Source organism: Amycolatopsis sp. NPDC051903 (assembly GCF_044452505.1).
Taxonomy (GTDB): Bacteria; Actinomycetota; Actinomycetes; order Mycobacteriales; family Pseudonocardiaceae; genus Amycolatopsis.
The window spans coordinates 82,974-108,037 of the sequence record NZ_JBITBT010000017.1; the positions used below are offsets into that span (position 1 = coordinate 82,974).

16 protein-coding genes are annotated in these 25,064 nt (G+C 71.6%); 10 read left to right on the forward strand and 6 right to left on the reverse strand.

What is annotated here, in order from left to right; all coding sequences use genetic code 11:
• Positions 1-36 precede the first annotated feature (36 nt).
• Positions 37-855 carry a hypothetical protein gene (locus ACIA77_RS29925; RefSeq protein ID WP_395889330.1) on the forward strand — a complete coding sequence of 273 codons (819 nt, stop codon included), beginning with the start codon at positions 37-39 and terminating at the stop codon, positions 853-855.
• A 257-nt stretch (positions 856-1,112) separates the two neighbouring features.
• The gene (locus ACIA77_RS29930) at positions 1,113-1,619 is read left to right on the forward strand and encodes a hypothetical protein (protein WP_395889331.1); all 507 of its coding nucleotides are present in this window, start codon (positions 1,113-1,115) and stop codon (positions 1,617-1,619) included.
• On the opposite strand, the gene ACIA77_RS29935 is transcribed toward ACIA77_RS29930, so the two are convergent.
• Positions 1,570-2,385 (reverse strand): SAM-dependent methyltransferase, encoded by an 816-nt coding sequence (locus ACIA77_RS29935; protein ID WP_395889332.1) that lies wholly within the window; start codon positions 2,383-2,385, stop codon positions 1,570-1,572. The two genes, ACIA77_RS29930 and ACIA77_RS29935, sit on opposite strands and share 50 nt — an antisense overlap.
• A 655-nt stretch (positions 2,386-3,040) precedes the next feature.
• Positions 3,041-3,928 carry a cyclase family protein gene (locus ACIA77_RS29940; protein WP_395889333.1) on the reverse strand — a complete coding sequence of 296 codons (888 nt, stop codon included), beginning with the start codon at positions 3,926-3,928 and terminating at the stop codon, positions 3,041-3,043.
• A 711-nt stretch (positions 3,929-4,639) separates the two neighbouring features.
• Here ACIA77_RS29940 and ACIA77_RS29945 point away from each other — a divergent pair.
• The 6 genes from ACIA77_RS29945 to ACIA77_RS29970 all read left to right on the forward strand — a co-directional run bounded on the left by ACIA77_RS29945 (position 4,640) and on the right by ACIA77_RS29970 (position 18,966).
• Positions 4,640-5,164 (forward strand): DUF4234 domain-containing protein, encoded by a 525-nt coding sequence (locus ACIA77_RS29945; protein WP_395889334.1) that lies wholly within the window; start codon positions 4,640-4,642, stop codon positions 5,162-5,164.
• A gap of 1,495 nt (positions 5,165-6,659) precedes the next feature.
• On the forward strand, positions 6,660-9,941 hold the full coding sequence (locus ACIA77_RS29950; RefSeq protein WP_395889335.1) for a family 78 glycoside hydrolase catalytic domain: 3,282 nt from the start codon (positions 6,660-6,662) through the stop codon (positions 9,939-9,941).
• Between the two features lie 11 nt (positions 9,942-9,952).
• Positions 9,953-13,294: a glycosylhydrolase-like jelly roll fold domain-containing protein gene (locus ACIA77_RS29955; protein WP_395889336.1), complete on the forward strand. Its 3,342-nt coding sequence runs from the start codon at positions 9,953-9,955 to the stop codon at positions 13,292-13,294.
• Positions 13,291-16,212, forward strand: coding sequence for a glycosyl hydrolase (locus ACIA77_RS29960; protein ID WP_395889337.1), 2,922 nt, complete (start codon positions 13,291-13,293; stop codon positions 16,210-16,212). Before ACIA77_RS29955 ends, ACIA77_RS29960 begins: the two co-directional genes overlap by 4 nt.
• Positions 16,209-18,656 (forward strand): beta-L-arabinofuranosidase domain-containing protein, encoded by a 2,448-nt coding sequence (locus ACIA77_RS29965; protein WP_395889338.1) that lies wholly within the window; start codon positions 16,209-16,211, stop codon positions 18,654-18,656. The genes ACIA77_RS29960 and ACIA77_RS29965 overlap by 4 nt, the downstream gene beginning before the upstream one ends.
• Before the next feature lie 175 nt (positions 18,657-18,831).
• Positions 18,832-18,966 carry a hypothetical protein gene (locus ACIA77_RS29970; RefSeq protein ID WP_395889339.1) on the forward strand — a complete coding sequence of 45 codons (135 nt, stop codon included), beginning with the start codon at positions 18,832-18,834 and terminating at the stop codon, positions 18,964-18,966.
• An 89-nt stretch (positions 18,967-19,055) separates the two neighbouring features.
• On the opposite strand, the gene ACIA77_RS29975 is transcribed toward ACIA77_RS29970, so the two are convergent.
• The 4 genes from ACIA77_RS29975 to ACIA77_RS29990 all read right to left on the reverse strand — a co-directional run bounded on the left by ACIA77_RS29975 (position 19,056) and on the right by ACIA77_RS29990 (position 22,751).
• Positions 19,056-20,465, reverse strand: coding sequence for an MFS transporter (locus tag ACIA77_RS29975; protein WP_395889340.1), 1,410 nt, complete (start codon positions 20,463-20,465; stop codon positions 19,056-19,058).
• An 80-nt stretch (positions 20,466-20,545) separates the two neighbouring features.
• Positions 20,546-21,331: a trypsin-like serine peptidase gene (locus tag ACIA77_RS29980; RefSeq protein WP_395889341.1), complete on the reverse strand. Its 786-nt coding sequence runs from the start codon at positions 21,329-21,331 to the stop codon at positions 20,546-20,548.
• A gap of 96 nt (positions 21,332-21,427) precedes the next feature.
• On the reverse strand, positions 21,428-21,826 hold the full coding sequence (locus ACIA77_RS29985) for a hypothetical protein (protein WP_395889342.1): 399 nt from the start codon (positions 21,824-21,826) through the stop codon (positions 21,428-21,430).
• Positions 21,827-21,941: 115 nt separating this feature from the next.
• Positions 21,942-22,751 carry an alpha/beta fold hydrolase gene (locus ACIA77_RS29990; protein ID WP_395889343.1) on the reverse strand — a complete coding sequence of 270 codons (810 nt, stop codon included), beginning with the start codon at positions 22,749-22,751 and terminating at the stop codon, positions 21,942-21,944.
• Positions 22,752-22,860: 109 nt separating this feature from the next.
• On the opposite strand from ACIA77_RS29990, the gene ACIA77_RS29995 reads away from it, so the two are divergent.
• Positions 22,861-23,541 carry a GntR family transcriptional regulator gene (locus ACIA77_RS29995; protein WP_395889344.1) on the forward strand — a complete coding sequence of 227 codons (681 nt, stop codon included), beginning with the start codon at positions 22,861-22,863 and terminating at the stop codon, positions 23,539-23,541.
• 78 nt (positions 23,542-23,619) lie between these two features.
• Positions 23,620-25,038, forward strand: coding sequence for an aldehyde dehydrogenase family protein (locus tag ACIA77_RS30000; RefSeq protein ID WP_395889345.1), 1,419 nt, complete (start codon positions 23,620-23,622; stop codon positions 25,036-25,038).
• Positions 25,039-25,064 lie beyond the last annotated feature (26 nt).

Sequence of the window (25,064 nt, forward strand, 5' to 3'; positions counted from 1 at the left end):
GCGAAGGGTGGGGGAGGACGGGTGCGCGGGTGCGGCGTGAAGGCGGCGATCCTGGCCGTCGTCGTGGTGCTCGCGGTCGTGGTCGTCGTGGTGGTCGTGCTGTCGAACAGCGGCAAGATCGCGACGCCCGGCTGCACGGTCACGGTGCCGCAGCAGGGCGGGCAGTCGGAGCCCACGCAGTTCACGCTGCAGCCCGACCAGATGAGCAACGCCGCGACGATCGCCGCGGTCGCGTCCAAGGAGGGCCTGCCGGCGCACGCCGTGACCATCGCCCTCGCGACGGCCCTGCAGGAGTCCAAGCTGCGCAACCTCAGCGGCGGCGACCGTGACTCGGTGGGCCTGTTCCAGCAGCGCCCCAGCCAGGGCTGGGGCTCGCCCGAGCAACTGCAGGACCCCGTCTACGCGTCGACGGCGTTCTACGAGAAGCTCGTGAAGCTCGACGGCTGGGACTCGATGCCCATCACGGAGGCGGCGCAGTCCGTGCAGCGCTCCGCCGCCCCCGACGCCTACGCGCAGTGGGAACCCCAGGCCCGCGCCGCGGCGGCCGCGCTGACGGGCCAGTACCCCGCCGCGCTGACCTGCCGCAACATCACCGTCGGCCCGGCCACCGAGGACCTCGTGAAGACCGCCACGGCCGAACTGGGCACCGCCCGCCTGAGCGGCGCCCACCCGGCCGCCCAGGGCTGGGCCATCAGCACCTGGCTGGTCGCCCGGGCCCGCACGGTGGGCGTCGACAAGGTCAGCTTCGCCGGCCAGAGCTGGACCGCGGACTCCGGCGCCTGGTCCGCCGACCCGGCCGCCGGGCCGAACCTCTCGCTGCACCAGGTGCCCGCCACGCCGCCGAGCTCCCAGTAGCGTCCACTTCGGACAGTGGCTCTTCGGGTGGTCAGCCCGCGAAGGCGTCCACCCCCGTCAGCTCCGCGGACACCCGCCACAACCACGCCGCGGCGCCTCCGGTGGCCGGTGTGCCGACTTCTTTTACGTGCCGGCCTACTGACGCGGGCGGGCCCCGCCGCCGTGGACGTTAGTCGCGCCCGTGCTGCTACTCGTCGGGGTCGGCGGCTGACTGGCGCCCGGCCCCGCGACGAGCCGCAGCGACGCGCTGAAGACCGGTGGTCTCGCGGGCAGCGCTCTACGCGTTGTGGCTCAACGACCGGCGCCGGCGCGCCGAAGAGGTGCGGCAGGAGATCAAGCGGCTGCGCCATGATCTGGACACGCGCAGCGCGGACCAGGATCGCGAGCGCGTGTCCGAGCAGCGGTTCGCCAAGTCCGTGGAGTTGCCGGGGCACGGCGTTGCCCGCCCCGGCCGGGCCGGCGCGCAGCCTGGTCAGCGTGCACGCGACGGTGCCCGATGTGCTGTGCTCGTACCTGCGTCGGCCGCTCGACCGTCCGCGGTACCGGAGCACGACGGGAAGCCGGAGGACGAACGGGCGCTGCCGGTGCGGCTGACCGCGCAACGGCTCGTCGCCGAGCTGCTGCTGCGGTACGCGTCGCTGCACATCAGTGCGAACCTCAGCGGCCGCGTGATCAGCGGGCGCGTACTTCACCGCCGCCGTGCCAGCGGCACGGTCAGGGTTTGCGGCCCACGGCTGCGGCCAGGCAGTGATCGGAGAGTTTGAGCGGCTGCACGCGGGGGCCCCCGGGCCACCAGTCGGCCGGCTGGACCAGGCCGGGTTCGAGCAGCTCGAGTCCGGTGAGCATGGTGTTGATCTCGGCGCGGGTACGGAAGTGGATCCGCCCTGAGGAGGCGCCTTGGTACACGCGTTCGATGTTGCGGGCGACGACGCTGTACTCGTCGTCTTCGGGATCGAGGGCGTGGCTGAACACCACATACGACCCTGACGGCAGGGCGTCGAGGTAGTCACGCAGTACGGCGGCCGGGTCGTCGGCGCAGAAGTGCAGGCTCATCGAGTGGATCAGTGCGATGGGTTTGTCCCAGTCCAAGTCGCTGCGCACGGTCTGATCGGCCAGCAGCCTCGTGGGCTGGAAGATGTCGCCGCTGACGATGTGGGTTTGCCTGTTGTCGGCCAGCAGCGCCCGGCCGTGGGCGAGCACCACCGGATCGTTGTCGACGTAGACCACGCGCGCGTCGGGGTTGGACCGTTGTGCGACCTCGTGCACGTTCTCGGCGGTGGGCAGGCCGGAACCGCAGTCGAGGAACTGGTCGATGCCCACGTCGCGCGCCAGGAAGCGCACGGCGCGGATCAGAAATTCTCGAGCGACGATGGCCAGTTCGGTCACCTCGGGCGCCACGGCTTGCACCTTGCGCAGCATTTCCCGGTCGACCTCGTAGTTGTCTTTGCCGCCCAAGCCCGCGTCGTAGACCCGGGCGGTACTCGGCACGGTCGGATCGATGACCATCGCAAGGTCGTCGGGCTCGCTCATGAGCAGCAACGTACCGCAAACCGGTTGCGTCGCGACTTTGACCGAGTGCGCACCGTAATGAGGAACCCGAACGGCTCTGCTCTCACTACGGGAAACGCACCGGCGAGCGCGACGTGAACTGGCCCGACTGGTACGCCGAGTACGTGGTCGCCGAACGGACCGGCACGGAACTGCCGACCTGAGACCGACGGGGAGGCAGATCATCCGCCCGCCCTGCCGCCAACCGGACCTCTGACCCGATCCGTCCACAAAGGTCTCAGCGCTCCACGCGGCGACCAGCAGGTTCCGCTGCCGCTTGGTTCTTGCTCTGGTTGACGCGCCTCTGAACGTATTGCTGGGTCCGTCGGTCCGCCCCGTAGGCGGGCGATGGCGATCGTGGAGAGCGCGGACTCGGCGGGCCGGGCGCCGCCGCGGTTGAGCTGGCGTCGTTGGGTGCGGCCGGAGGAGGCTTTGGTCCGGGCTGACGCCGCAGAGCGCGGCGAAGGAGGCCATGTTCGCCGGCTGCGGATTGCCCCCGGCGGTGACGAGTGGCGTTGCGGTGGTGTGGGGTCCGAGGCCGTGGCAGTGGTGTTCGGTGCGCTGGGCACGACGGTCGTCACGGGGCTCGTGGCGACCGTCGTGACCTTGCAGCACCACACAGGCGCGACCAGTTGGGTCAGAACACCGCGATCGGGTTGACCGGCAGTCCCGTCGCGCCCGACACCCGCGGCGGGGCTGCGGTCAGGAGGAAGGCGTAGCGGCCCAGTTCCGCGCACAGCGCCGCCAGGTCGTCGACGTTCGCGGCGTCGATCAGCGGCATGCCCAGCCGCGTCAGTGCCACGGCGTGCAGCGGGAAGGGCACGGCGGGGTCCAGTGGCGGGAAGGCGTCACCGATGTCGCCCGCGTAGAGCGACACGCCCCGGTGGTGCATCCAGCGCACGGCGTCGAGGCTCAGGCCGGGCGAGGACCGTGCCGGGTCGGGCGTGAACTCCCAGCCGCACCGGACGACGAGCGCGTCGCCGGACTCGACGCGGACCCCCGCGTGTTCTTCCGCCCCTTCCAGGTCCCGGGCGGTTACCGCGTGCCCTTCGGGCAGCGGCCCCTCGCCCGCCAGGTCCAGGAGGACTCCGCGGGTGACGATCCCGGTGCTGAACGCCGCGCTGGAGCCGTGGTGGACACCGGCGGGCGTCACGCTTTCGGCGAGCGGCCGGCCGGGGTAGACGGTCCCATCGCCGGCGATGTGAGCCAGCGCGTCGAGGTGCGTCGAGCGGGGGTGGTGGTTGGTCACGACCAGGACGTCGAGGCTCGCGCACACCGAATCCGCCGGGTGCTCGGGGTGCAGCACGAGCTGCTGCACCGGTGACTCCCGGGTCTCGGCCGGCACGAACGGCCCGCTGAGGATCGGCGTCGGTTCGATCGGCAGGGCCAGTGAGACCCAGCGGCCCGTGCGCACCTCGGCGGCCGCGCGGAGGCAGGCTTCGCGGGTGATGAGGTTGAGGGTGCCACGCTCGTCGTCGTCGTCCCAGCGACCCCAGTTGTCAGGCAATTCCAGTTCGTCATCCACGACGACCACGCTAGGAGCGGACGGCGCCCGGGGACTGACGTGCAGCGCCAGGTGAACTGATCGTTCGCGCCACGTCGGTTCGCACGATCAACGACGCTGCGACGCGCAGGCGGGCGCCCCACACCCTTGGTATCGCAAGCGGGGGTGGTGCCGGGGCCCGACCGCTCGTGCTGTCGCGGTCCTTCGCACGTGGCCGAGTCCTCCGCTGGAGGCGGAGTTGAGGCTGAGCACGGAGCGGCAAGTGTGGCGTCGGGGTGCAGTTTCGGCACGCCGCTGGGCGCCTTCGCCTGGTGCACCACGGAGTGGTCTGGAGCGAGACGATGGGCGATTGACAGATCGCTCCTGCGGAAACAGCGATCAGCCACGCGCGTCTCACGAACGATCGTTTCTGAACTCGATGAGCGGTGGAGCGGGGCCCTGGCAGGAAGAGCCGACGCCGCTCGTTACGGCCGTTGTATCCAGACGTGGACACGACTGCCGCAACGAACGTTCGGCACCCGCCGATTCGTGGCCGGTCTGACGACCCGCCCAGGTGAGGGGTCAACCGCGCCCACGGCGCCGAGGACGGTTAGACCTCTTTCCCGTCGGCAGCCGGGGCCACGTTGGTCCGCCTGGCTGACAGGTCACAGCCGAGATACGGAGGCTGGCAGGTCGTAACAACCGCGCTGAAGATCGCGACTCTGCGCGGGACAGGAGAGGAAGTACTGATCGATGAGCCAGCCCAACCCGTACTCGTCACACCCCCAGCCCCAGCAGCAAGGGCAGCGCAATTTGCCGCAACTGCATTCAAACTCTTCCGTTGTACCGGGCGTTGCGGGAGCTGTGCCCTACTCGGTCGCGACCGGGCTCGCGATGAAGGAGCGGCACCCGGTGACGGTGTGGCTGCTTTGGCCACTGATCACGCTGGGGATCTACCACCTGGTCTGGTACTACAAGATCCACAAGGAGATGGCCGAGTTCGATCGTCGCCGGGCCGTTCCAGTCGCAGGCCCCATGCTGGTGCTTTTGTTCCTCAGCTGGACCTTCATCGCCCCGATGGTCAGTTACTACAACTGCGGCAACCGCATCCGCAACGCCCAGCGCGCCGCCGGCCTGCAAGCCAGCTGCTCGCCCGTGGCGGGCATGCTGCTCATGGTGGTCTTCGGCGTCGGCATCCTCTATTACCAGGTTGAGCTGAACAAGGTCGTCGCTGCCTACGGGGTGCCCGAGGGGCAGCAGATCGGGCTTCGCGTCTGAGCCCGGCGACGACAGGAGGTGTAGCTCACCAACCTGTCTGATCACATCTCGGCTCGCCGCGGGGCTGGTGGCTACGCGGGCTCGATCGACTGATCCCGTCCGTCGCCGCCGCCGGTGCCGCGTGAGGCGATGTAGTACAGCAATCGGTGAACGTCGAGGAAACCGCTTGACCCGTTGAGCGGGACGCGTCGCGACGTGATCCGATCGGGTAGTGGCCGCGTGCCGCTGCGCCAGGGAGTCGAAGAAGCTTCTGAGCATCTTCTTGCATGGGCCTCCTGCGGCAGTTCCAGCCCGGCAAAGCGGTACACCTCATTGCCACACAGCCGCGGCTCTCGGTCCGGCCCCGTTCGGCGGACTGATCTGGTGGCAACAATGATGCGGCGCGGTCGAACGCGCGCCGGCTGGCTGAGCGCTGGTCGCTCGCGGCAAGCGCTTCTCCGTGGGCGGCAGTGAGCCAGGAGCGCCGTAACCGATCGGCTTTGCGGTGCGCCAGTGTTTCGATCGTGGCGAGGAGCTCAACAGCGGCAGCTGTTTCGCCGAGGTCAAGCAGCACAAAGGCCTGTTCGGCTGAAGTGTGTAACTTGAAAGCCGGGATGTCGGACTGGCTGGCAGCTTGCTTCGCGCTCGTAGTGCAGCCAACGTCGGGGACGGCTGGGACAGGATGCGCGGACGTGCCCACCCGTCCCGCGGAAAACTCTGCGCCGTTCGGGGCTGAGGCTGGCGGTCGCAACGGGTCTCCTCGGCGGTTGGGCTCCTGCGTGACGAGCAGTTGCCCGCCCACGCGGTTCTGGGGCTGTGCCACGGGTGTCGGGCCAGTTCGGCGCGGACGAATCGCAGCTAGGCGATCGCGGCCTCGACCTTCGCCCGCGTCCCCGGGCTGACGCGATCAGGGCGGTCGAGCACGGTGGAGACCGCGGCCGAGGGAGACGTGGCCGGGTCCTGATCGTGGCCGCGTCTCCGCGGTCCGGCCTCGTTGGGCGTCGTGCAGCCTCGACAGAGCCCTCAGTTGAGACTGGCGGTGAGCTGGCCGTTGATACGTAACAATCGGAGTGGTCCAGTCGGACGTACCGGTTTATCCCTGGGTTTACTCGTCATTGACTCCGCCTTCGAAGGCGGAGTAGCGTCACCGCGCCAGGCTATGAAACCTTTCAATCCGGAGGTCGCGATGAGGCGGCAGGAGTGGGGCCGCGCGCCCGTTCTGGAGGTTCGCGCGGTGGACCGGTGTGAGCAGGTCGCGCCAGGCAAAGCGATCCAGGCACGGCGAGACGCTGCGCGACAAGGCGAACCCGAGCGTGTACAACAGAACGCCGCAACGCTGCGAGAGCAGTAGCGCTCCGAAGCCGTAGGCGCGCTCCGACGTCGGGGCGCCTTCCTGCTGGTCCGCACCGTCCTGTCCAATTCTGGACAATTTTGTTGTGTCTCAACCAAAACCCCGGTCGCGCCCGCTAGAGTTGAAACGTTTTATCACCGGACTCAGCCGTCCCCAGGAGCTGCTGTGCGTTACAGACCCCGCCGTGTGCTCACCTCCCGCCGTCTCCTCACCCTCGCCTCGCTGGCTTCGCTCGTCATCGCCGGCGCCGCCGTGCCCGCCGCCGCGGCAGGAAGCGATCGCTTCGGCGCCACCGGTCTCCGCTCGGACCACCTCGACCGTCCACTGGGGACGGACGACACCGCACCCGCGCTGAGCTGGCAGACCGTCGCCCGGGACCAGACCGCGTACGAAGTCCAGGCCGCCACTTCGGAAGCGCGGCTGGCTCACCCCGACCTCTGGGACACCGGCCGCGTCGCCGGCACCACGACCGAACTCCGCTACGCCGGCCGTGCCCTCGGCAGCCGCCAGCGCGTCTACTGGCGAGTCCGCGTCTGGTCCGGCCGGACGCCTTCGGCGTGGAGCACCGCCACCTGGTTCGAAACCGGCCTCACCGAACAGAGCGACTGGTCCGCGGGCTGGGTGGCGAACAGCCAGTGGAAGCTCGGCATCAAGCCCACCCGGCCGGTGGTCGTCACCCTCCCCGCGCAGACTGCCCGGTACGTGAAACTCGACGTCACGAAGCTCGGCCTGCCGCTCGCCGAACAGCCGCTGGACAGTCAGAACCGCATGGTCACCACCGGCACCAGCCGCCGCTTCCCGGACCTGACCTACCGCCTGCAGCTCGCCGAGCTGCAGGTGCGCGACTCGGCGAACGCGGGCGTGAACTTCGCCGACGGCCGCCAGAAGTACGTCACCGCGTCGGAGACCGAGACCGTGCGCAAGGAGTGGGAGCCCGGCCTGATCGCCGACGGCCTGACCACGTCCAACCCCGAGGACGCCGGGAACGCCGGTTACCAGAGCGCGGCGCACACCAGCGCGGACGCCGACATCTGGCTCACCGTGGACCTCGGCGCCGCACACACCTTCGACCAGGTCGTGCTGTACCCGCGCACCGACACCCTCACCGCCGAGGGCAAGACGCCGAACTTCCCGGTCGACTACACCGTGCAGACCGCGACCGACGCGGCCGGGCCGTTCACCGTCGCCAAGACCGTGACGGGCCAAACCGCGCCCGACACCTGGTTGCCGCCCGCGCTGCCGGTGTTCGCGAAGGACTTCGCCGTGCCCGGCCGGGTCACCAGTGCCCGGCTGTACGTCAGCGGCCTCGGCGTCTACGTGCCCAGCCTCAACGGCGCCCGCGTCGGTGACGCCGTGCTGGAACCGGGCAACAGCGACTACGCCGACCGCGTCACCTACGCCACCTATGACGTCACGAAGCAGGTGCGCGGCGGCGCGAACACGATCGGCATCGCGGTCGGCAACGGCACGGCCGACTCGCTGCACACCTCCGGCCGCTACCGGAAGTTCGCGCGCACGGCCAGCGACCCGCAGGTGATCGCGCAGCTCGAGCTCACCATGGCCGACGGGACGGTGCAGCGGATCGGTACGGACGCGAGCTGGCGCACCACTCTCGGCGCCACGACGGCGTCCTACTGGTACGGCGGCGAAGACTACGATGCCCGTCGCGAGATCCCCGGTTGGGACAAGCCCGGCGCCGACCGCGGGGGCTGGTCCCCGGTGGTGCCCGCAACCAGCACAGCGAAGCTGACCGGCCGGCAGACCGAGCCCGTCCGGGTGGCGGAACAGCTGCCCGGCGGGGAGGTCTCACGCCCGGCGCCCGGCGTGCGGGTCTACGACGTCGGCCGCAACATCGCCGGACTGCCGCAGGTGACGCTCACCGCGCCGGCCGGCACGGTCGTGCGGGTGTATCCGGCCGAAGCGCTGCGCGACGGGCAGGTGGACCAGTCCATCAGCAACGTCGGCGCGCCGATCTGGGACAGCTTCACGGGCAAGGGCGGCGAGCAGACCTGGCACCCCGACTTCACCTACCACGGCTTCCGCTACCTCGAGGTCGTCGGCGTGCCGGACGACGCGAAGCTTTCGGTCACCGGTTTGCGGGTGATGGCGGACAACCCGTCCGCGGGTGACTTCGACTCGTCGAACGCGACCCTCGACGGCATCCACCGGCTCACCCGGGCCGCCCTCGAGAACAACATGCAGAGCATCCTCACCGACTGCCCGAGCCGCGAGAAGCTCGGCTGGCTGGAGCAGGACCACCTCGCGTTCGACACGATCGCCCGCAACTACGACGTCGAGGCCTACCTGGGCAAGATCGTCCAGGACATGGCCGACGGGCAGGAGGCCGGCGGCCTGGTGCCCAGCACCGTGCCGGACTACGTGACCCTCGCCGGCGCCTACCGCGACGACCCGAACTGGGGCGGCGCACTGGTCCAGGTGCCGTTGAAGGCCTACCAGACCTACGGCGACAAGGGGCTGCTCGCTCAGTACTACCCCGCGATGCAGCGCTACCTCGGCTACCTGCGGGGCCAGGCCACGCGGTGGACCGGCGGCGTGTACGACTACGGCCTCGGCGACTGGATCACCACCGAGTCCCCGGCGATGCCGCGCGCGATCGTCGGCACCTTCGGCGTCTGGGCAGTCGCGGACGGGCTCTCGCAGGTCGCGACAGCGCTCGGCCACAGCGCCGACGCCGCGACCTACCGCGCGCAGGCCGACACGCTGGCCGAGGCCGTGTGGGCCAAGTACTACGACCCCGCGACCGGCCTGTTCGGTGGCGGAGGTCAGGGCGCCACGGCGCTCGCGCTCGACATGGGCGCGGTGCCGGCCGACCTGCGGGCCGCTCAGACCGGGCACCTCGTGGACACCATCGAGGCCGCCGGCCGGCACTTGGTGATGGGGGAGATCTCGTTCCCGTCCGTGCTGCGGGTGCTCTCGCGGGCCGGCCGCGACGACGTCGTGTACGGGATCGCCACGCAGACCACCAGCCCGAGCCTGGGCCACCAGGTGCAGGCCGGGCTGACGGCGCTCGGCGAGACCTGGGACGGCGACAGCGGCCAGTCGCAGGACCACTTCATGCTCGGCGCGATGGACGGCTGGCTCACCACGCGGCTGACCGGGATCGGGCAGGCGGCCGGCTCGGCCGGTTTCCGGGACCTGGTGATCGACCCGGCGGTGGTCGGTGACCTGAAGTCCGCCTCCGGCAGCTACGAAAGCGAGTACGGCCGCGTCAGCACCGCCTGGACGAAGTCCGACCGCGAGTACCGGCTGGCCGTCACCGTGCCGCCGGGCAGCACGGCCGAGGTGCACGTGGCGCTGTTCCGCGACGCCCGCGGCCACTACGCGCTGCCCACCGGCGCCCGGCTCACGCGGATCGACGGGGACGACGCCGTCTTCCGGGTCGGCTCCGGCTCCTACACCTTCCGCTCCTCCATTCCGCGCGGCTGAAGGGGAATCCCATGCGCAGGACACTGTTGTCCCTCGTGCTCGCGGTGGCCACGGCACTGAGCCTCGTCTCGCCGGCGACCGCCGGGCACGACCCCGGCCCGGCCGAGACGACGAGTCTCGCCCACTTCGACCCGGCGGCTTTCGCGAACCCGCCGAAGGACAGCCGCCCGGCGATCTACTGGTACTGGAACAACACCATCACCAGTGACATCACCGATCGGCAGATGGCCGAGATGCGCGCGAAAGGCGTGTACGAGGCGGTGATCTTCCCGCTCGGCGGCGACGAGATGAAGCCGGTTTTCCTCAGCGAGGACTGGTTCACGCTCGTCGGGCACGTGCTGCGCGAGGCGCAGCGCACCGGCATGAAGATGTGGCTGTTCAACGACAACAACTTCCCGAGCGGCCGCGGCGCGAACTACGTCGTCAACGGCGGCACCCTCGGTGACCGGACGCTGGCCGCGCGGCCGGAGCTACGGCTGAAGGGGCTGCTGCGCTCGACCCGGATCGTCACGGGCCCCTCGACGCTGAAGCTCGCCGAGACCTCGGGGCTCAGCGTGGACACCGGCAAGCTGGTCGTCGACCCGGCCACCGCGCCGGGCGCCGCCCCGCTCACGCCCGGCGCCGGCTGGACCGACTACACCGTGAGCGGCAAGGTCACGCTGACCACCGGCGGCGTCCAACTGGCGGTGCGCTCGGACGGCACCCACGGCTACCTGGTCGACGTGAACTCGAAGGGCGCGGCCAGCGTGTACAAAGTGGACGGTCCGAACCGGACACAACTGACCACCGGTGTGAACACGCCGGGCTTCACCCCGTCCCACGTGCAGACGGTGAGCGTGACCGTCGCCGGGAACACGATCACCCCGAAGATCAACAACACCGTGCAACCGGCGGCCACCGACGCGAGCTACCCGACCGGGGCGGCGGCGGTGTCCGCAGAGGGCACGCAACGCTCGCTGTGGGACGACCTGACCGTCACCGGGCCGGACGGCGCCAAGCTGTGGTCCTCGACCTTCGACGACGCCACCGCGCTCGCCGACTTCCCGCAGGACCGCGTCGACCTCGCCGGCGTCACGGCGGCGGCCGCGCGGCCGGTCGGCACGACCGCCGCGGTGGAGCTCACGGGCGACACCTGGCAGGTGCCGGCGGGCCGCTGGCAGGTCGACGTGTACTCGCAGGTCCTCCTGCAAGACGACACCAGCGGGTACACCCGCGGCTACCTCGACCTGCTCGACCCGAAGGCGACGGACGCGTTCCTGAGCGTGGCGCCCGAGGAGTACGTGCGCCGGTTCCCCTGGGCGATGGGCACGGTCGTGCCGGGGTTCTGGGACGACGAGCCGTTCCTCGCCTCCGCGCAGCCGCACCCGTTCAAACGCCTGCCGTCCTCGCCCGGGCTCGCCGACGCCGTCCGCGCGGCCGGCGGCACCCCCGGCGTCGCGTACACCGCGGCGGCGGACGGCCTCGACGCGGTGGCCGACCAGGCCGCCGGGTCGTACTGGCGGGCGGTGAACACCCTGTTCGCCACCAACTACTACCAGCGCGAAGCCGACTGGATGGCCCAGCACCACTTGAAGCTGATCTCCAACCCCCTGCTCGACGAACAGGGTCCGCAGCAGCGGATGAACTCGACCGGTGACCTGTCGAAGGACAACCAGTGGGCGCAGGTGCCCGGCAGCGACATGATCACCACCGACTACACCGCCGGTGAGCAGACGACGTTGGCGCGCAACGCTTCCTCGGCCGCGCACCAGAGTGGGGCACCGCGGTCGCTGATGGAGACCTTCGGCAACGCGGGCTGGCAGGTGGCCCCGGACTACATGCACGCCACCGTCGGCGCCCTGGCCACCCGGGGCGACAACCTCACGTTCCTGCACGCGATGTACACCGACGAAACCTCGGTGACCTTCGCGCCGCCGATCGGGCCGCGCAGCACGTTCTGGGCCGACATGCCCGACCTGGACGCGTGGATCGGCCGGGTGATGGAGCTGGGCCGCGGCACGAACCTGGCCCGGACGGCGATCGTGCAACCCCAGCGCGCCGCCGAGCAGACCCGGGTGGCCGACTCGGCCCACCAGCTCGACAAGGACTTCTCCGCCACGGCGTTCGCGCTGGAACGCGGACAGGTCGACTTCGACCTGCTGAGCGACTCGTCGCTGTCCGGCGACCCGGCCGCGCGCTTCCAGGCCGTCCCGCGTGGCGGAACCCTGCGGGTCGGCCGGGCGGACTACCGGCTAGCGGTGCTGCCGCGCACACCCGTGCTCGACCTCGCCTCGGCCCGCACCCTGGCGGAGTTCGTGCAGAGCGGGGGACACCTCGTCGCGGTCGGCCCGCTGCCGGCGCGGGAGGCGACCGGTCACGACGCCGACCTGGCCCGGGAACTGCGGAACTTGTTCGGTGCCGCCGGCACTTCGTGGCAGCGGCGCGGAGCCGGCGAGGTCGCGCTCGTCACCGATGTGAACGCGATCGCGGGCCTGGCGCAGAACGCCGGGGTCGGCGCGGCCCGGCTGCAGCCCGCGGCGGACGCCGTGCGAGTGCAGCGCACCGGCCGTGGCGCGGACACGGCCTTCCTGCTGAACAACGAGAGCGACGCCGTGGTGACCACCACCGCGACGTTCCCGGTCGGCGGCACCCCCGAGATCTGGGACCCGCGCACCGGCACGGCGAAACTCGCCACGGCGTACTCGGCCGGTCGCAGCACGACCGGCGTCCCGGTCACGCTCCAGCCGTACGAAACCCTGGGCGTGGTGTTCCGCAAGGGCGTCCGCGACACCGCGCACCTGACCGACGGCACCCTGCCCGCGACCTCGGTTTCGCTGACCGGGCGCGACCTGCAGGCCGCCGTCACCGCGATGGCGCCCGGCACGTACCCGCTCACCGGGCAGGCGAACGGCCGCACCTACCGCGGCACCGTCCGCGTCACCGACCCGCTGGCGCCGCTCGCGCTCGACGGGCCGTGGACCGTCCGGCTGGAGCAGGACGGCGCGGTCGCCACCGAACGGCCGCTCGGCTCCTGGACCACCTTCGCGCCCACGTTCTCCGGCAGCGCCGTCTACACGACGACGGTGACGCTCACCGCGGCCGATCTCGCCCGGCGCGAGCTGGTGCTCGATCTGGGGGAGGTGCACGACCTCGCCACCGCGACGGTGAACGGGACCGCGCTGCCGGCCGCGCTCTGGCATCCGTACACAGTGGACGCCACGCAGGCGCTGCACCCCGGCGTCAACACGATCAGCGTGCGCGTCACCAACACCCTGGCCAACTCGCGCAACAAGATCCTGCCGTCGGGCCTCGTCGGCCCGGTCGTGCTGCGCCCGCAGGCCACCGTCACCGCCCGGCTGGAGGCCACCCGATGACTGTCAGCAGACGCACGGTGCTCACGATCGGGGCCGCGCTCGGCGTCGGCGCCACCCTGTCGTGGGCCCCGCCGGCCCTCGCCGCACCCGGTAGGCCGTTCGCCGAGCGGTTCGCGAAGCCGGACGCTTCGACGGCCGCCAAGTTCCGCTGGTGGTGGCCGCACGGCCTGGTCGACCTCGCCGAGATCGCCCGCGAGGTGGACCAGATCGCCGACGCCGGGTTCGGCGGCGTCGAGATCCAGGACGTCCACCACAGCGTGCAGACCGTGATGGACCCGGAGCACCACGGCTGGGGCACGCCCGCGGGGCTCGCCGCGGTGGAGACGGCACTGCGGCGGGCGAAAGCCCGCGGCCTGACCGTCGACCTCGCGATGGGCCCGTGCTGGCCGACCGCCGTCCCGACCATCACGCCCGACGACGTCGCGGCGAGCAAGGAGCTGGCCCACGGCGTCGTCACCGTCGAGGGCACCTACACCGGGCCGCCGCCACCCGCGGTGGTGCCCGCGGAGAACGGGGTGGGGAAGCAGGAGCTGCTCGCCGTCCAGGCCGCGCGGGTCATCGGCTCGCCCACGGCGGCAACGGTCACGCTGGACCCGGCGTCGGTGCGGGCCGTGGAAGTCCACAACGGACAGATCGACTGGACCGCGCCCGAGGGCACCTGGGTGCTGTTCGCGTACTGGGCCCGCGGCTCGGCGCAGCAGCCGGAGGCGGGCCCGCACACCGCGCCGCTCGCCTACGTCGTCGACCACTTCAGCGCAGCGGGCACGAAGGTGGTGCTCGACGAGTGGAACGCGACGATCCTCACCCCCGCCATTCGCCGCCTGCTGAAGGACGTCGGCGGCGACCTGTTCGAGGACTCCCTGGAGATCGAAACCGACGCGACCATCTGGACACCCGCGTTCCTCACCGAGTTCCGGAAGCGCGCCGGTTACGACCTCCTGCCGTACCTGCCGGTTGTCGTGCAACGCAAGGGCAAGTACCTGTTCGCCTTCGACTCCGACACCTCCAACCACGTGCGCGACGACTACAACCAGGTGCTCTCGGACCTCTACCACGAGAACCACCTGCTCCCGGTGCGGGACTTCGCGCACCGCCTCGGCATGACGATGCGCGTGCAGCCCTACGGCCTGCAGACCGACGCCATCCGCAGCGCCGCGCTGCTGGACGTGCCGGAGAGCGAGTCGCTGGGGTTCAAGAACCTCGACGACTACCGCGTCCTCGCGTCCGGCCGCGACCTGGGCGGACGGAAGCTGCTCTCGTGCGAGTCCGCGGCGTACGCGAACGGTGCGTACAACACGACCTGGGACAAGGTGCTGCAGACGATGGGCAGCGTTTTCGCGGGCGGCGTGAACCAGGCTGTGCTGCACGGGTTCGCCTACGCGATGGCGCCGGGCGCGCAGTGGCCCGGGTTCGCGGCTTTCTCGCCGTACAACGGCACGGGCATCGGGTACGCCGAGGCGTGGGGCCCGCGCCAGCCGACGTGGGGGCACGTGCCGGACATCGCCGGCTGGTTCGCCCGCACCCAGTTGGTGCTGCGCACCGGACGGCCGCAGGTGGACCTCGCCTTCTTCCGCCAAAAGGGCTGGACGTCCACCGGCATCGGCGCGCCGTGGGCGACCAACGACGGCATCCCGGCCGGCTGGACCCACGGCTTCCTCAGCGAAGGTGTGCTGGACCTGCCGAGCGCGGTCGTCCGCCGCGGCCGCCTGGCGCCGGACGGGCCCGCGTACAAGGCGATGATCCTCGGCGGCGACCAGTTCCACGGCAGCGAGCACACGCTGTCGGTGCCCGCGGCGCAGCGGCTACTGGACTTCGCCGGCGCGGGCCTGCCGACGATCGTCATCGGCACCTGGGCGGACGTCCACGCCGAGGGCATCGCGCTGGCAGGGGAGAACGAGCGGCTTCGCGCTCTGATCGCGGAGTTGCTCGCGCAGCGCACGGTCCGCGTGGTCGCCGACGCCACCGGCATCCCGGCCGCGCTCGCCGAGCTGGGCGTCACGCGCGATGTGGAGCACGAACCGTCCACGGTGATGAGCGTGCACCGCATCGACGGCGACACCGACTACTACTACCTTTGCAACGCCCGGCACGCGGAGAACCGCAAGATCACCGCGGTCACGCAGGACGTGTGGCTGACCGCGCAGGACCGCGACGCCCAGCCGTCCGTGCTCGACGCCTGGACCGGCGAGACCGAACGGCTCGGCGTGTTCTCCCGCACCGGTGACAAGGTCCGGGTTTCCGTGTCGCTGAACCCGGGCCAGTCGGTGATCATCGCGCTCGGCCGCGGTGATCACGGCGACCACGGCCCGAGCGCGGTGTCGACGGAAGCGCCCGAGGCGCGCTACCTGGACGGCAAGCTCGTGGTGCGAGCCTCGGCGGCGGGCACGTACTCGACGACTCTGGCGAACGGCCACGTCGTGCGGACTTCGGTCGCCGCCGCGCCCGCGCCGATCGCTCTGTCCACTTGGGATCTGGAAGTCGAGGATTGGCAACCGGGTGCGACCCCGACCACCACACTCAAACCGAAACGACGGTTCTCGCTGACGGAGCTCGCGGCCTGGCCGTCGATCCCCGGACTCGAGGACGTGTCGGGCGTCGGCCGCTACCGCACCACCGTCGACCTCGGCCGGTGGGACCGCGGGCTCGGTGCCCATCTGGACCTCGGCGAGGTGTTCGACACCTACCGCGTGCGGGTGAACGGCACCGCGCTGCCGCCGGCCGACGTGCTCGACACCGTCGTCGACATCGGGCCCTGGCTGCGGTCCGGGCGCAACACCATCGAGGTGGAAGTCGCCTCCACGCTCAACAACCGCCTCCGCGCGAGCCGTCCCGAGGTGTTCGCGATCGCGGCGCGGCAGGCCTACGGGCTGGTCGGGCCGGTGCGCCTGCTGCCCTACCGTCAGGTGGAGGTCCGATGAAGGTCACCCGGCGCGCCGCGCTCGGCCTCGGAGCCGCGCTCGGTTTGGCAGCGGCAGTCCCCTGGGAGGCTTCGGCTTCGACGGGGGCGCCGGTGCGGCCCGTCGCTCTCGGCGGCGTCCGGCTGCTGGAGAGCCGGTACCTGGCGAACCTGCGCCGCACCGTGGCGTACCTGAAGTTCGTCGACCTCGACCGGCTGCTGCACACGTTCCGGCTGACCGTCGGCCTGCCGAGCGCGGCCGAGCCGTGCGGGGGCTGGGAGGCGCCGGACATCCAGCTGCGCGGGCACACCACCGGGCACCTGCTCTCGGGCCTGGCGCTGGCGGCCGCGAACACCGGGGACGGCGAACTGGCCGCGAAGGGCGCGCGGCTGGTGGCCGCACTGGCCGAGTGCCAGGCCGCGTCGCCCGCCGCGGGGTTCACCGAGGGTTACCTCTCGGCGTTCCCGGAGTCGGACTTCGTCAACCTCGAAGCAGGGAAGTCGGTGTGGGCGCCGTACTACACGATCCACAAGATCCTGGCCGGGCTGCTGGACCAGCACCGGCTGCTCGGCACCGCCGGGGCCCTCGACGTCGCCCGCGGCCTCGCGCGCTGGATCGACGCGCGGACGGCGCCGCTTTCCCACGACGCCATGCAGAAGGTCTTGCACACCGAGTTCGGCGGGATGAACGAGGCGCTGGCCAACCTGTACGCGATCACGCGGGACCCGCTGCACCTGGAGCTGGCCCGGCGGTTCGACCACGAAGAGGTCTTCACGCCGCTCTCGGCGCGCCAGGACACGCTGGCCGGGCGGCACGCGAACACCGACATCGCGAAGATCGTCGGCGCGGCGGCGGAGTACGACGTGACCGGCGAGCCGCGCTACCGCACGATCGCGACGTACTTCTGGGACCAGGTGGTGCACCACCACAGCTACGTGATCGGGGGCAACGCCAACGCGGAGTTCTTCGGTCCGCCGGACCAGATCGTCAGCCAGCTCGGCGAGAACACCTGCGAAAACTGCAACAGCTACAACATGCTGAAGCTCGGCCGGCTGTTGTTCCTCCAGGACCCGAGCCGGACCGAGTACCTCGACCACTACGAATGGACGTTGCTCAACCAGCTGCTGGGCGAACAGGACCCGGACTCGCCGCACGGGTTCGTCACCTACTACACCGGGCTGGTGCCGGGCGCCGAACGCAAGGGCAAGGAGGGCGTGGACTCGGACCCCGGCACGTACAGCAGCGACTACGGCAACTTCACCTGCGACCACGGCACCGGCCTCGAGACGCACGCGAAGTACGCGGAGAACATCTACTTCACCTCAGGCGACACGCTGTACGTCAACCTGTTCATCCCGTCCACAGTGGACTTCCGCGGTGCCTCGGTGCGGCTGGAGACCGAATACCCCTACGACGAGACGGTGCGGCTGCGGGTGGACGGCTCCGGTGAGTTCGCGCTGCGCATCCGGATCCCGGCGTGGGTCTCGAAGCCCACGTTGACGGTCAACCACGCGCCGGTGGCCGCTTCGCCGGGGTGCTTCGCGACGATCAGGCGGCGGTGGCGCGAGGGAGACGTCGTCGAATTGCACCTCCCGATGGCCCCGCGGTGGCTGCCCGCGCCGGACAACCCGGCGGTGCGGGCGCTGACCTACGGCCCGCTGGTGCTCGCGGCCCGGCACGGTTCCACGGTGCCGCCGGTGATCCCGACGGTGGATCCGCGCACAGTGCGGCGTGAGCCCGGGCGGGCCGAGTTCAGTGTGCGCTCGGGAGAGCAGCGGCTGCGGCTGAGCCCGTTCCTGGACGTCCAGCACGAGCACTACAGCGTGTACTTCGCCTCGCCGCCGGACCGACCGGCACCGAAGACCGTGGCGGTGTACCCGCTCGGTGCGGACCTGGCGGAGTCGGCGCATCGCTGGCCGGCCGCCGTGCTCGTCGGTGGAGCGGCGGCGGGGGAGCGGGGCATCGAACTCGACGGCGTCGACGGGCACGTGCGATTGGCCTCGGGCCTGCCGGCGAACCTGACCGAGCTGACGGTGTCGATGTGGGTGCGCGCGGACACGATCGTCAATTCGGCGCGGGTGTTCGACCTCGGGTTCAACGCGCAGTCGTACCTGTTCCTGACCTCGCGCACCGGCAACGGCGTGGCCCGCTGCGCGATGAAGCTGGGCGGCATGGCGGCGGAGGACTACGTGGACGCCGCCACGGCACTCCCCCAGGGCGTGTGGACCCACGTGGCGATCACCGCGGGAACCGGGTTGCGGCTGTATTTCGACGGCGAACTCTCCGGGGTGAACCCGGCGCCGCTGATGAGCCCGCTCCTGGTGGGTGCCACGCAGTTCAACTACCTCGGCCGTTCGCAGAACCCGAAACACCCCTACCTGCACGGGGCGGTCGCGGACTTCCGCCTGTTCGGCCGTGCGCTGGGGGAAACGGACGTGCGGGCGCTGGCGGCCGGTCACGGCTGAGGCCCGGCCGCGGTCCGGACACCTGCGGCGGAGGGGCCGTCTGTTCCGGGCCACCACGCGGTTCACGAGGGCGAAGTGGCCGAGGTGGTCGGTGGCGAACTCCCGTTCCCAGCCGGGGCCGACGCGGGTGAGGGGGCGGGCCTGACGCCCGCGCTGGTGATGATCAGGTCGATCCGTGGCCGGACGCGAGGAAGGCGTGGACGCCGCCGAGGTCGCCGAGGTCGAGGGGATGGTCTCGACGTGGCCGAGGCTCTCGGCTGCCGCGTTCGGGCGGTGGGCGGGGCGACGACGTGCGCGCCCGCTGCGGTGAGGGCGCCGGTGTGGTGTCCCAGCCGAAGCCAGAGCCGATCTTGTCGGCACGCTCATGCGCCGAGGCTGCGAACCGGTGCGTGCTCCAGGTCAACTCCGCGCGAGCACCGGATCCGGCGTGAGCTCCGGCACGTGGTCGCGCCGCCGCCGGGCGGCGATGGCCAGGCCGGTGAGCGCGGCGACGAGCCCGGTGCCCACGATGAACGCCCAGCCGCGGCGGAACGCGGCGAGGTCCTGGTCGCCGGCGTAGATCGCGACGAGCACGGCCGTGCCGAGGACCGTGCCGATCTGCCGGCTCGTGTTGATCATCGACGACCCGGCGCCCCAGCGCGGCGCGGGCAGGACCGTGCCGACGACGCCCGACACGCTCGGCATCGTGAGCCCCACGCCCGCGCCGGTCAGCAGCTGGCCCGGCAGCATCGCCGTGGCGTAACTCGGTTCCGGGCCCATGAGCAGCAGCCACACGGTCACGCCGAGCGCCATCGCCAGCCCGCCCGCGGCGATCACCGGCCCGGGCCCCGTGCGGTGCGCGAGCCGGCCGGCCAGTTGCGCCACCGGCACCACCACGAGCGGACCGGGTGCGAGCGACAGCCCCGCCACGAGGATCGAGTCGTGCCACTGCGAGGTGAGGAACAGGACGTTGCCGAACAGCATCGCGCCGAACCCGGCCGAGTAGACGGCGATCGCGACGCACGCCAGCCACAGCGTCGGCACGCGCAGTGCGGGCAGGTCGAGCACCGGCACCGCGTGCCGCGCCGAACGCCACGGCACCCAGGCCAGCGCCACCGCTGCGACGGCGAGCGCGGTCAGCACGGTCGCCGAGCCCCAGCCGTGGTCGGCCGCTTCGACGAGCGCGTACGCGAGGGCCCCGACGCCGACCAGCAGCCCGACGGCGCCGAGCAGGTCGGGCACGCCGGTGGTGCCGTCGCGCGTTTCGCGCAGCACCCGCGGGCCGAACGCCAGCGTCAGCACGCAGATGGGCAGGTTCACCAGGAACACCCACCGCCACGACGCCTCCACCAGCAACCCGCCGACGGGCGGACCGAGAGCGGCGGCCACCGCGCCGATCGACGCCCAGACCCCGACGGCCATGGAACGGCGGTGCGCCGGGAACGCCGTGAGCAGCAGGGCGAGTGCCGTCGGCATCACCAGCGCCGCGCCGATCGCTTGCAGGGCGCGGAAGGCCACCAGCAGTTCGATCGACGTCGCCGCCGCGCACGCGGCCGAGGCCAGCGTGAACACCGCGACGCCGAGCAGGAACAGCTTGCGGCGTCCGTAGCGGTCGGCGAGCCGGCCCGCCGGGGCGAGGAACGCGGCGAACAGCACGGTGTAGCCGTTGAGCACCCACGACGTCGTCGCGAGGCCGGCGCCGGCGAACGCCGTGCGGATCGCCGGGAACGCCACCGTGACGATGAACAGGTCGAGGCTCGCCAGGAACGTCGCGGCCGAGACCACGAGCAGGACCGCGCCGGGACGCGCGGCGGCTGGGGCGGGTGGCATGGCGGGCTCCCGTCGGGCTGGGTTCGTGAAGACAACTTAGCCCGAAGCAGTGCGTCCGTTCAAGAGACCCAGCAGGTCAACTAGCTCGTGACGGAGTCGTAGAGCCGCTGGATGTCGTCGTCGAAGTAGGCGCTGTAGGACACGTCCGGCGTGTCGCCGCCCGCCTCGTAGCCGCCGATCACGCCGACGACGGTGCCGAGCCCGGTCGCCGGGTCGGCGCCGGTGACCCACGGGGCGCCGCTGGTGCCGTCGGGGAACCCGGGGCATGCGACGCGCTGCTGGTAGGTGTCGGACCGGGTCGTGGTGTTCTCGCACACCACGGGCGCGTCGGCCGGGTCGGGGTAGCCGGTGAGCGTGATGGCGTTGGTGAAACCGCGACTGACGCCGAGCTGGTTCGCACCCGTGAGGCTCTCCAGCGATGCCGCGGTGCCGGGGCGCGCGACCGTGAGGAACGCGAAGTCGAGGTCCTGGTCCGCGGACGCGGCCCAGCCGGCCGGCACCGCCGCCGCGGTCACCGTCCAGGTCCCGAACGGCGCGACCCCGTCGTGGTAACCGGGCTCGAAGGTCAGGCCGGCGGTGCCGGCGCCGAGGCAGTGCGCCGCCGTGAGCACGAGGTCACCGGCCGGGCTGTGCACGACGCTCGCGGTGCAGAAGTGCTTGCCCCCGGCGAACAACGCGCCGACGGCGCTGTTCGCCGACGCCGCCGGTTTCGCGGGCTCCGACGCGGCGGCGCTCGCCGCGGCGGCACCGGAGTCGCCGGAGTCGGCCGGCGCGACGGAATCCACGACGGTCGCCGCCCCGCCCGTCAGCACGAGCACCGCGGCGGACGCCACCGCCACGACGACCCGCGAAACGTTGATCAGCACCTGTCCAGATCACCACGCATCCGGGCGCGAAGCACGCTTCCCGCCCGGATGCACAGCAACCTCACAGTGGTGCTCAGGCAACACCCAGGGTCGGCATCAGGGATGCGTCACCAGCAGTGTGACGCCCGCTTCGCCACCGCAGTCGACGAACACGGGGCCGACGCCGTTGCCGATCCGGTCCGAAACCCGCGCCGTGGCGCGGTAGTGGGCCGGGTTCGGGTCGACGATCGTGAGGTCGGCGAGCGCGGGGTGGCCGGGCAGGCCGCCGACGACGGTCTTGAGGCCCGTGCCGCCACCGCAGTTGCCGGTGATGGTGATCTCCTGGCCGTGCGCGGTGGCCGGGTTCGGACTGACCCGCACGACGGCCCGCGCGCCCTTCGGCGGCAAGGCCGCCGCCGGGGCCGGGTTCGCCGACGCGGCGGTGAACCCGATCGTGCCCGCCGCCACCAGTGCCGCCGCGCCGGCCGCACCGGCGAGGACCTTCCAGGAAACCATGGTGTTTCTCCCTCCTCAGGTGTCCACTTCGGACACTTGCCGGACGAGCCCCGCCGTGGGGGCCACTTCCGGCAAGACGACCGGATCCGGGGAAGGGTTCTCCCAGTGATCCAGATCACTCGAGGTCGGTGAGGAACTCCGTCAGCACGGCCGCGTACGCGTCGGGTGTCTCCTCCTGCGGCGTGTGGCCGGCCCCGGGCAGGATCCGGACTTCACCGCGCCACAGCCGGGGTGAGGTGATCGTGCGCAGGTACTCGAGGTTCACCAGCTGCTCCTCGGCACCGTGCAGCAGCGCCACGGGAACGCGCGCGCCGGCGACGATCGAGCGCTCGTCGGAGTTTTCGGGCGATTGCAGGCTGCGGGCGAGCCCGGCCCGCGCCGCCGGGTCGGTCGCGAGGATGTGCGCCACGGCCGCGTCGAGCGGCAGCGGTGAGCCCGGCGCGAGCTGGCTGCGCGCGTACGCCCGAGCGTCCTCACGCGACACTTCGCCGGTGAAGCCGATGCCCACGGCCGGGTTCGGCAGGAACGCCGTGCCGAGATCGGCCGGCGACGAGACCGGCGGCGTGCCGTGCACGAGGATCCCGCGCACCCCCGGCAACTTCGTCGACGCCGACAGCGCGATGTGCCCGCCGAGGCTCCAGCCGACGAGCACCGCGTCACCGGCGCCGGCCGCCTCGGCGAAGTCCGCGACCACCCGCGCGTAACCGGGGATCGAGTAGGTGCCCGGATCCCGGGCGGGTTCCGAATCGCCGTGGCCGGGCAGGTCGAGCGCGAACGCGCGGAACCGCTGCCCGAAGGGGCCCGCGAGCACGCCTTCCCACGTTGCCGAGGACGACGAGTTGCCGTGCACGAACACGACGGCGGGGCCGGTGCCGGAACTGGTGCGGTAGGCGATGCGCTGCCCGCCGGCGTCGATGGTCTGCATCCGCCGAACACTAGGCCGGGCCGGGCCCGTGCGGTATCGGCCGCACGGCGGACCGCCCGGCGCTACGATGGCGTGAATTGTCGCCGGAGCCCCGCAGGGTGGTCGTTTCGTGACAGAGGCCGGACAGGCGCGGCAGCCGGGCGAGCGGCTGAGCCCGCGGGTGGCGAAGCAGGTTCGCGACCTGATCATGAGCGGTGCCGTCCGCGGCGGGGAACGCCTGCGCACCGAGCACCTCGCCGAACAGCTCGGCGTGAGTGCGACTCCCGTGCGCGAAGCCCTGATGTCGCTCACCGGCGAGGGTATGGTCGAGTTCCGGCCGGGCCGCGGGTTCAGCGTCGTGCCGGTGACGCGCCAGGACGTGACCGATCTCTACGACGTGCAGGCCTACCTCTCCGGTGAGCTCGCGGGCCGCGCCGCGGAACGGCTCACCGCCGCCGACTTCGCCGGTTTGCTCGCACTGCAGGAAGAACTGGAACGCGCGGTGGGCGCGGGGGACCTCGACGCGACCGAACGCGCCGATTTCGAGCTGCACCGCCGCGTGAACCACGCGGCTTCCGCGCCGAAGCTCACGTGGATGCTGTCGCTGACCCTGCGGTACGTCCCGTTCACGGCGTACGCGGAGATCCCCGGCTGGCCGCTCGCCGCGCGCGACGGTCACGCCCCGATCCTCGACGCGCTGCGCGACGGGGCGAGTGCCGCCGCGCGCGCCGCGATGAGCGCGCACATCCGCCTGGCCGGTGTCCTGCTCGTCGACTTCCTCGCCGCGCAGGGCGTGCTCGCCGGCGAGTGACGCATTCGCCACTGGGCAACGCGGGACGGTTTTCTATAGAATCCGCCGCGAGGGATGTTCCCGGTCGAAGGAGACTCGGTGCGAGAGCGCAACGTGCTGTACATCGGTGGCGAATGGGTCCCGGCCGCGGGAGGCGCCACGATCGCCGTGGAGAACCCGGCCACCGAGGAGGTGCTGGCGCGGATCCCGGAGGGCACGGCCGACGACGTCGATCGCGCGGTGCGGGCCGCGCGCGAGGCGTTCCCCGCGTGGTCGGCCACGACCAGGGCCGAGCGCGCGGACCTCCTGCGCAAGCTCCACGAAGGACTCGCCAAGCGCGCCGAGCAGATCGGCGAGACGATCGCCCGCGACGTCGGCACGCCGTTGCGCATCGCCACGCGCATCCAGGCCGCGCTGCCGCAGACCGATGTGCAGACCTACGTGGACCTGCTCGGCCAGGACGAGCCGGAGGAGAAGGTCGGCAACTCGCTGATCGTGCGCGAAGCCGCCGGCGTCGTCGCGGCGATCACGCCGTGGAACTACCCGCTGCACCAGATCACCGCCAAGATCGCGCCCGCGCTCGCCGCGGGCTGCACCGTGGTCGTCAAGCCGAGTGAGGTCGCGCCGCTGAGCGCCTACCAGCTCTTCGACGCCCTCCGCGAAGCCGGTTTCCCCGCGGGGGTCATCAACCTCGTCACCGGCTACGGCCCCGTTGTCGGCGAGGCGCTCGCGACGCACCCGGACGTGGACGTGGTGTCGTTCACCGGGTCCGTGCGCGCCGGCACGCGCGTGGCCGAGCTCGCCGCGCGGTCGGTCAAGCGCGTGACGCTGGAGCTGGGCGGCAAGTCCGCCAACGTGATCCTCGCCGACGCCGACCTCGCGACCGCGGTGAAGGTGGGCGTCTCCAACGCGTTCCTGAACGCGGGCCAGACCTGCACGGCGTGGACTCGCATGCTCGTGCCGCGCGAGAAGCACGAGGAAGCCGTCGCGCTGGCCAAGAAGTTCGCCGAGGGCTTCACACCGGGCGACCCGCTGGACGCGAAGACGAAGCTGGGCCCGCTGGTGTCGGCGGCGCAGCGCGAGCGCGTGCGCGGGTACATCGAGAAGGGTGTGGCCGAGGGCGCGACCCTGGTCACCGGCGGCGCGGAAGCACCGGAGGGGCTGGACACGGGCTTCTTCGTGCGCCCCACGGTGTTCGCGGGGGTCGACCCGGACTCGACGATCGCGCAGGAGGAGATCTTCGGCCCGGTGCTGTCGATCATCCCGTTCGACGACGAGGAAGACGCGCTGCGGATCGCCAACAACTCGACCTACGGCCTGCACGGCGCCGTGTGGTCGGCCGACCAGGACCGGGCGGTGGCGTTCGCGCGCCGCGTGCGCACGGGCCAGATCGACGTGAACGGCGGCGCCTACAACCCGCTCGCACCCTTCGGCGGCTACAAGTCCTCCGGGGTCGGCCGCGAGATGGGGCGGCCCGCACTTGACGAGTTCACCGAGATCAAGTCGATCCAGCTCTGAACCCCCCGATCGCCGGCACAAGGCAA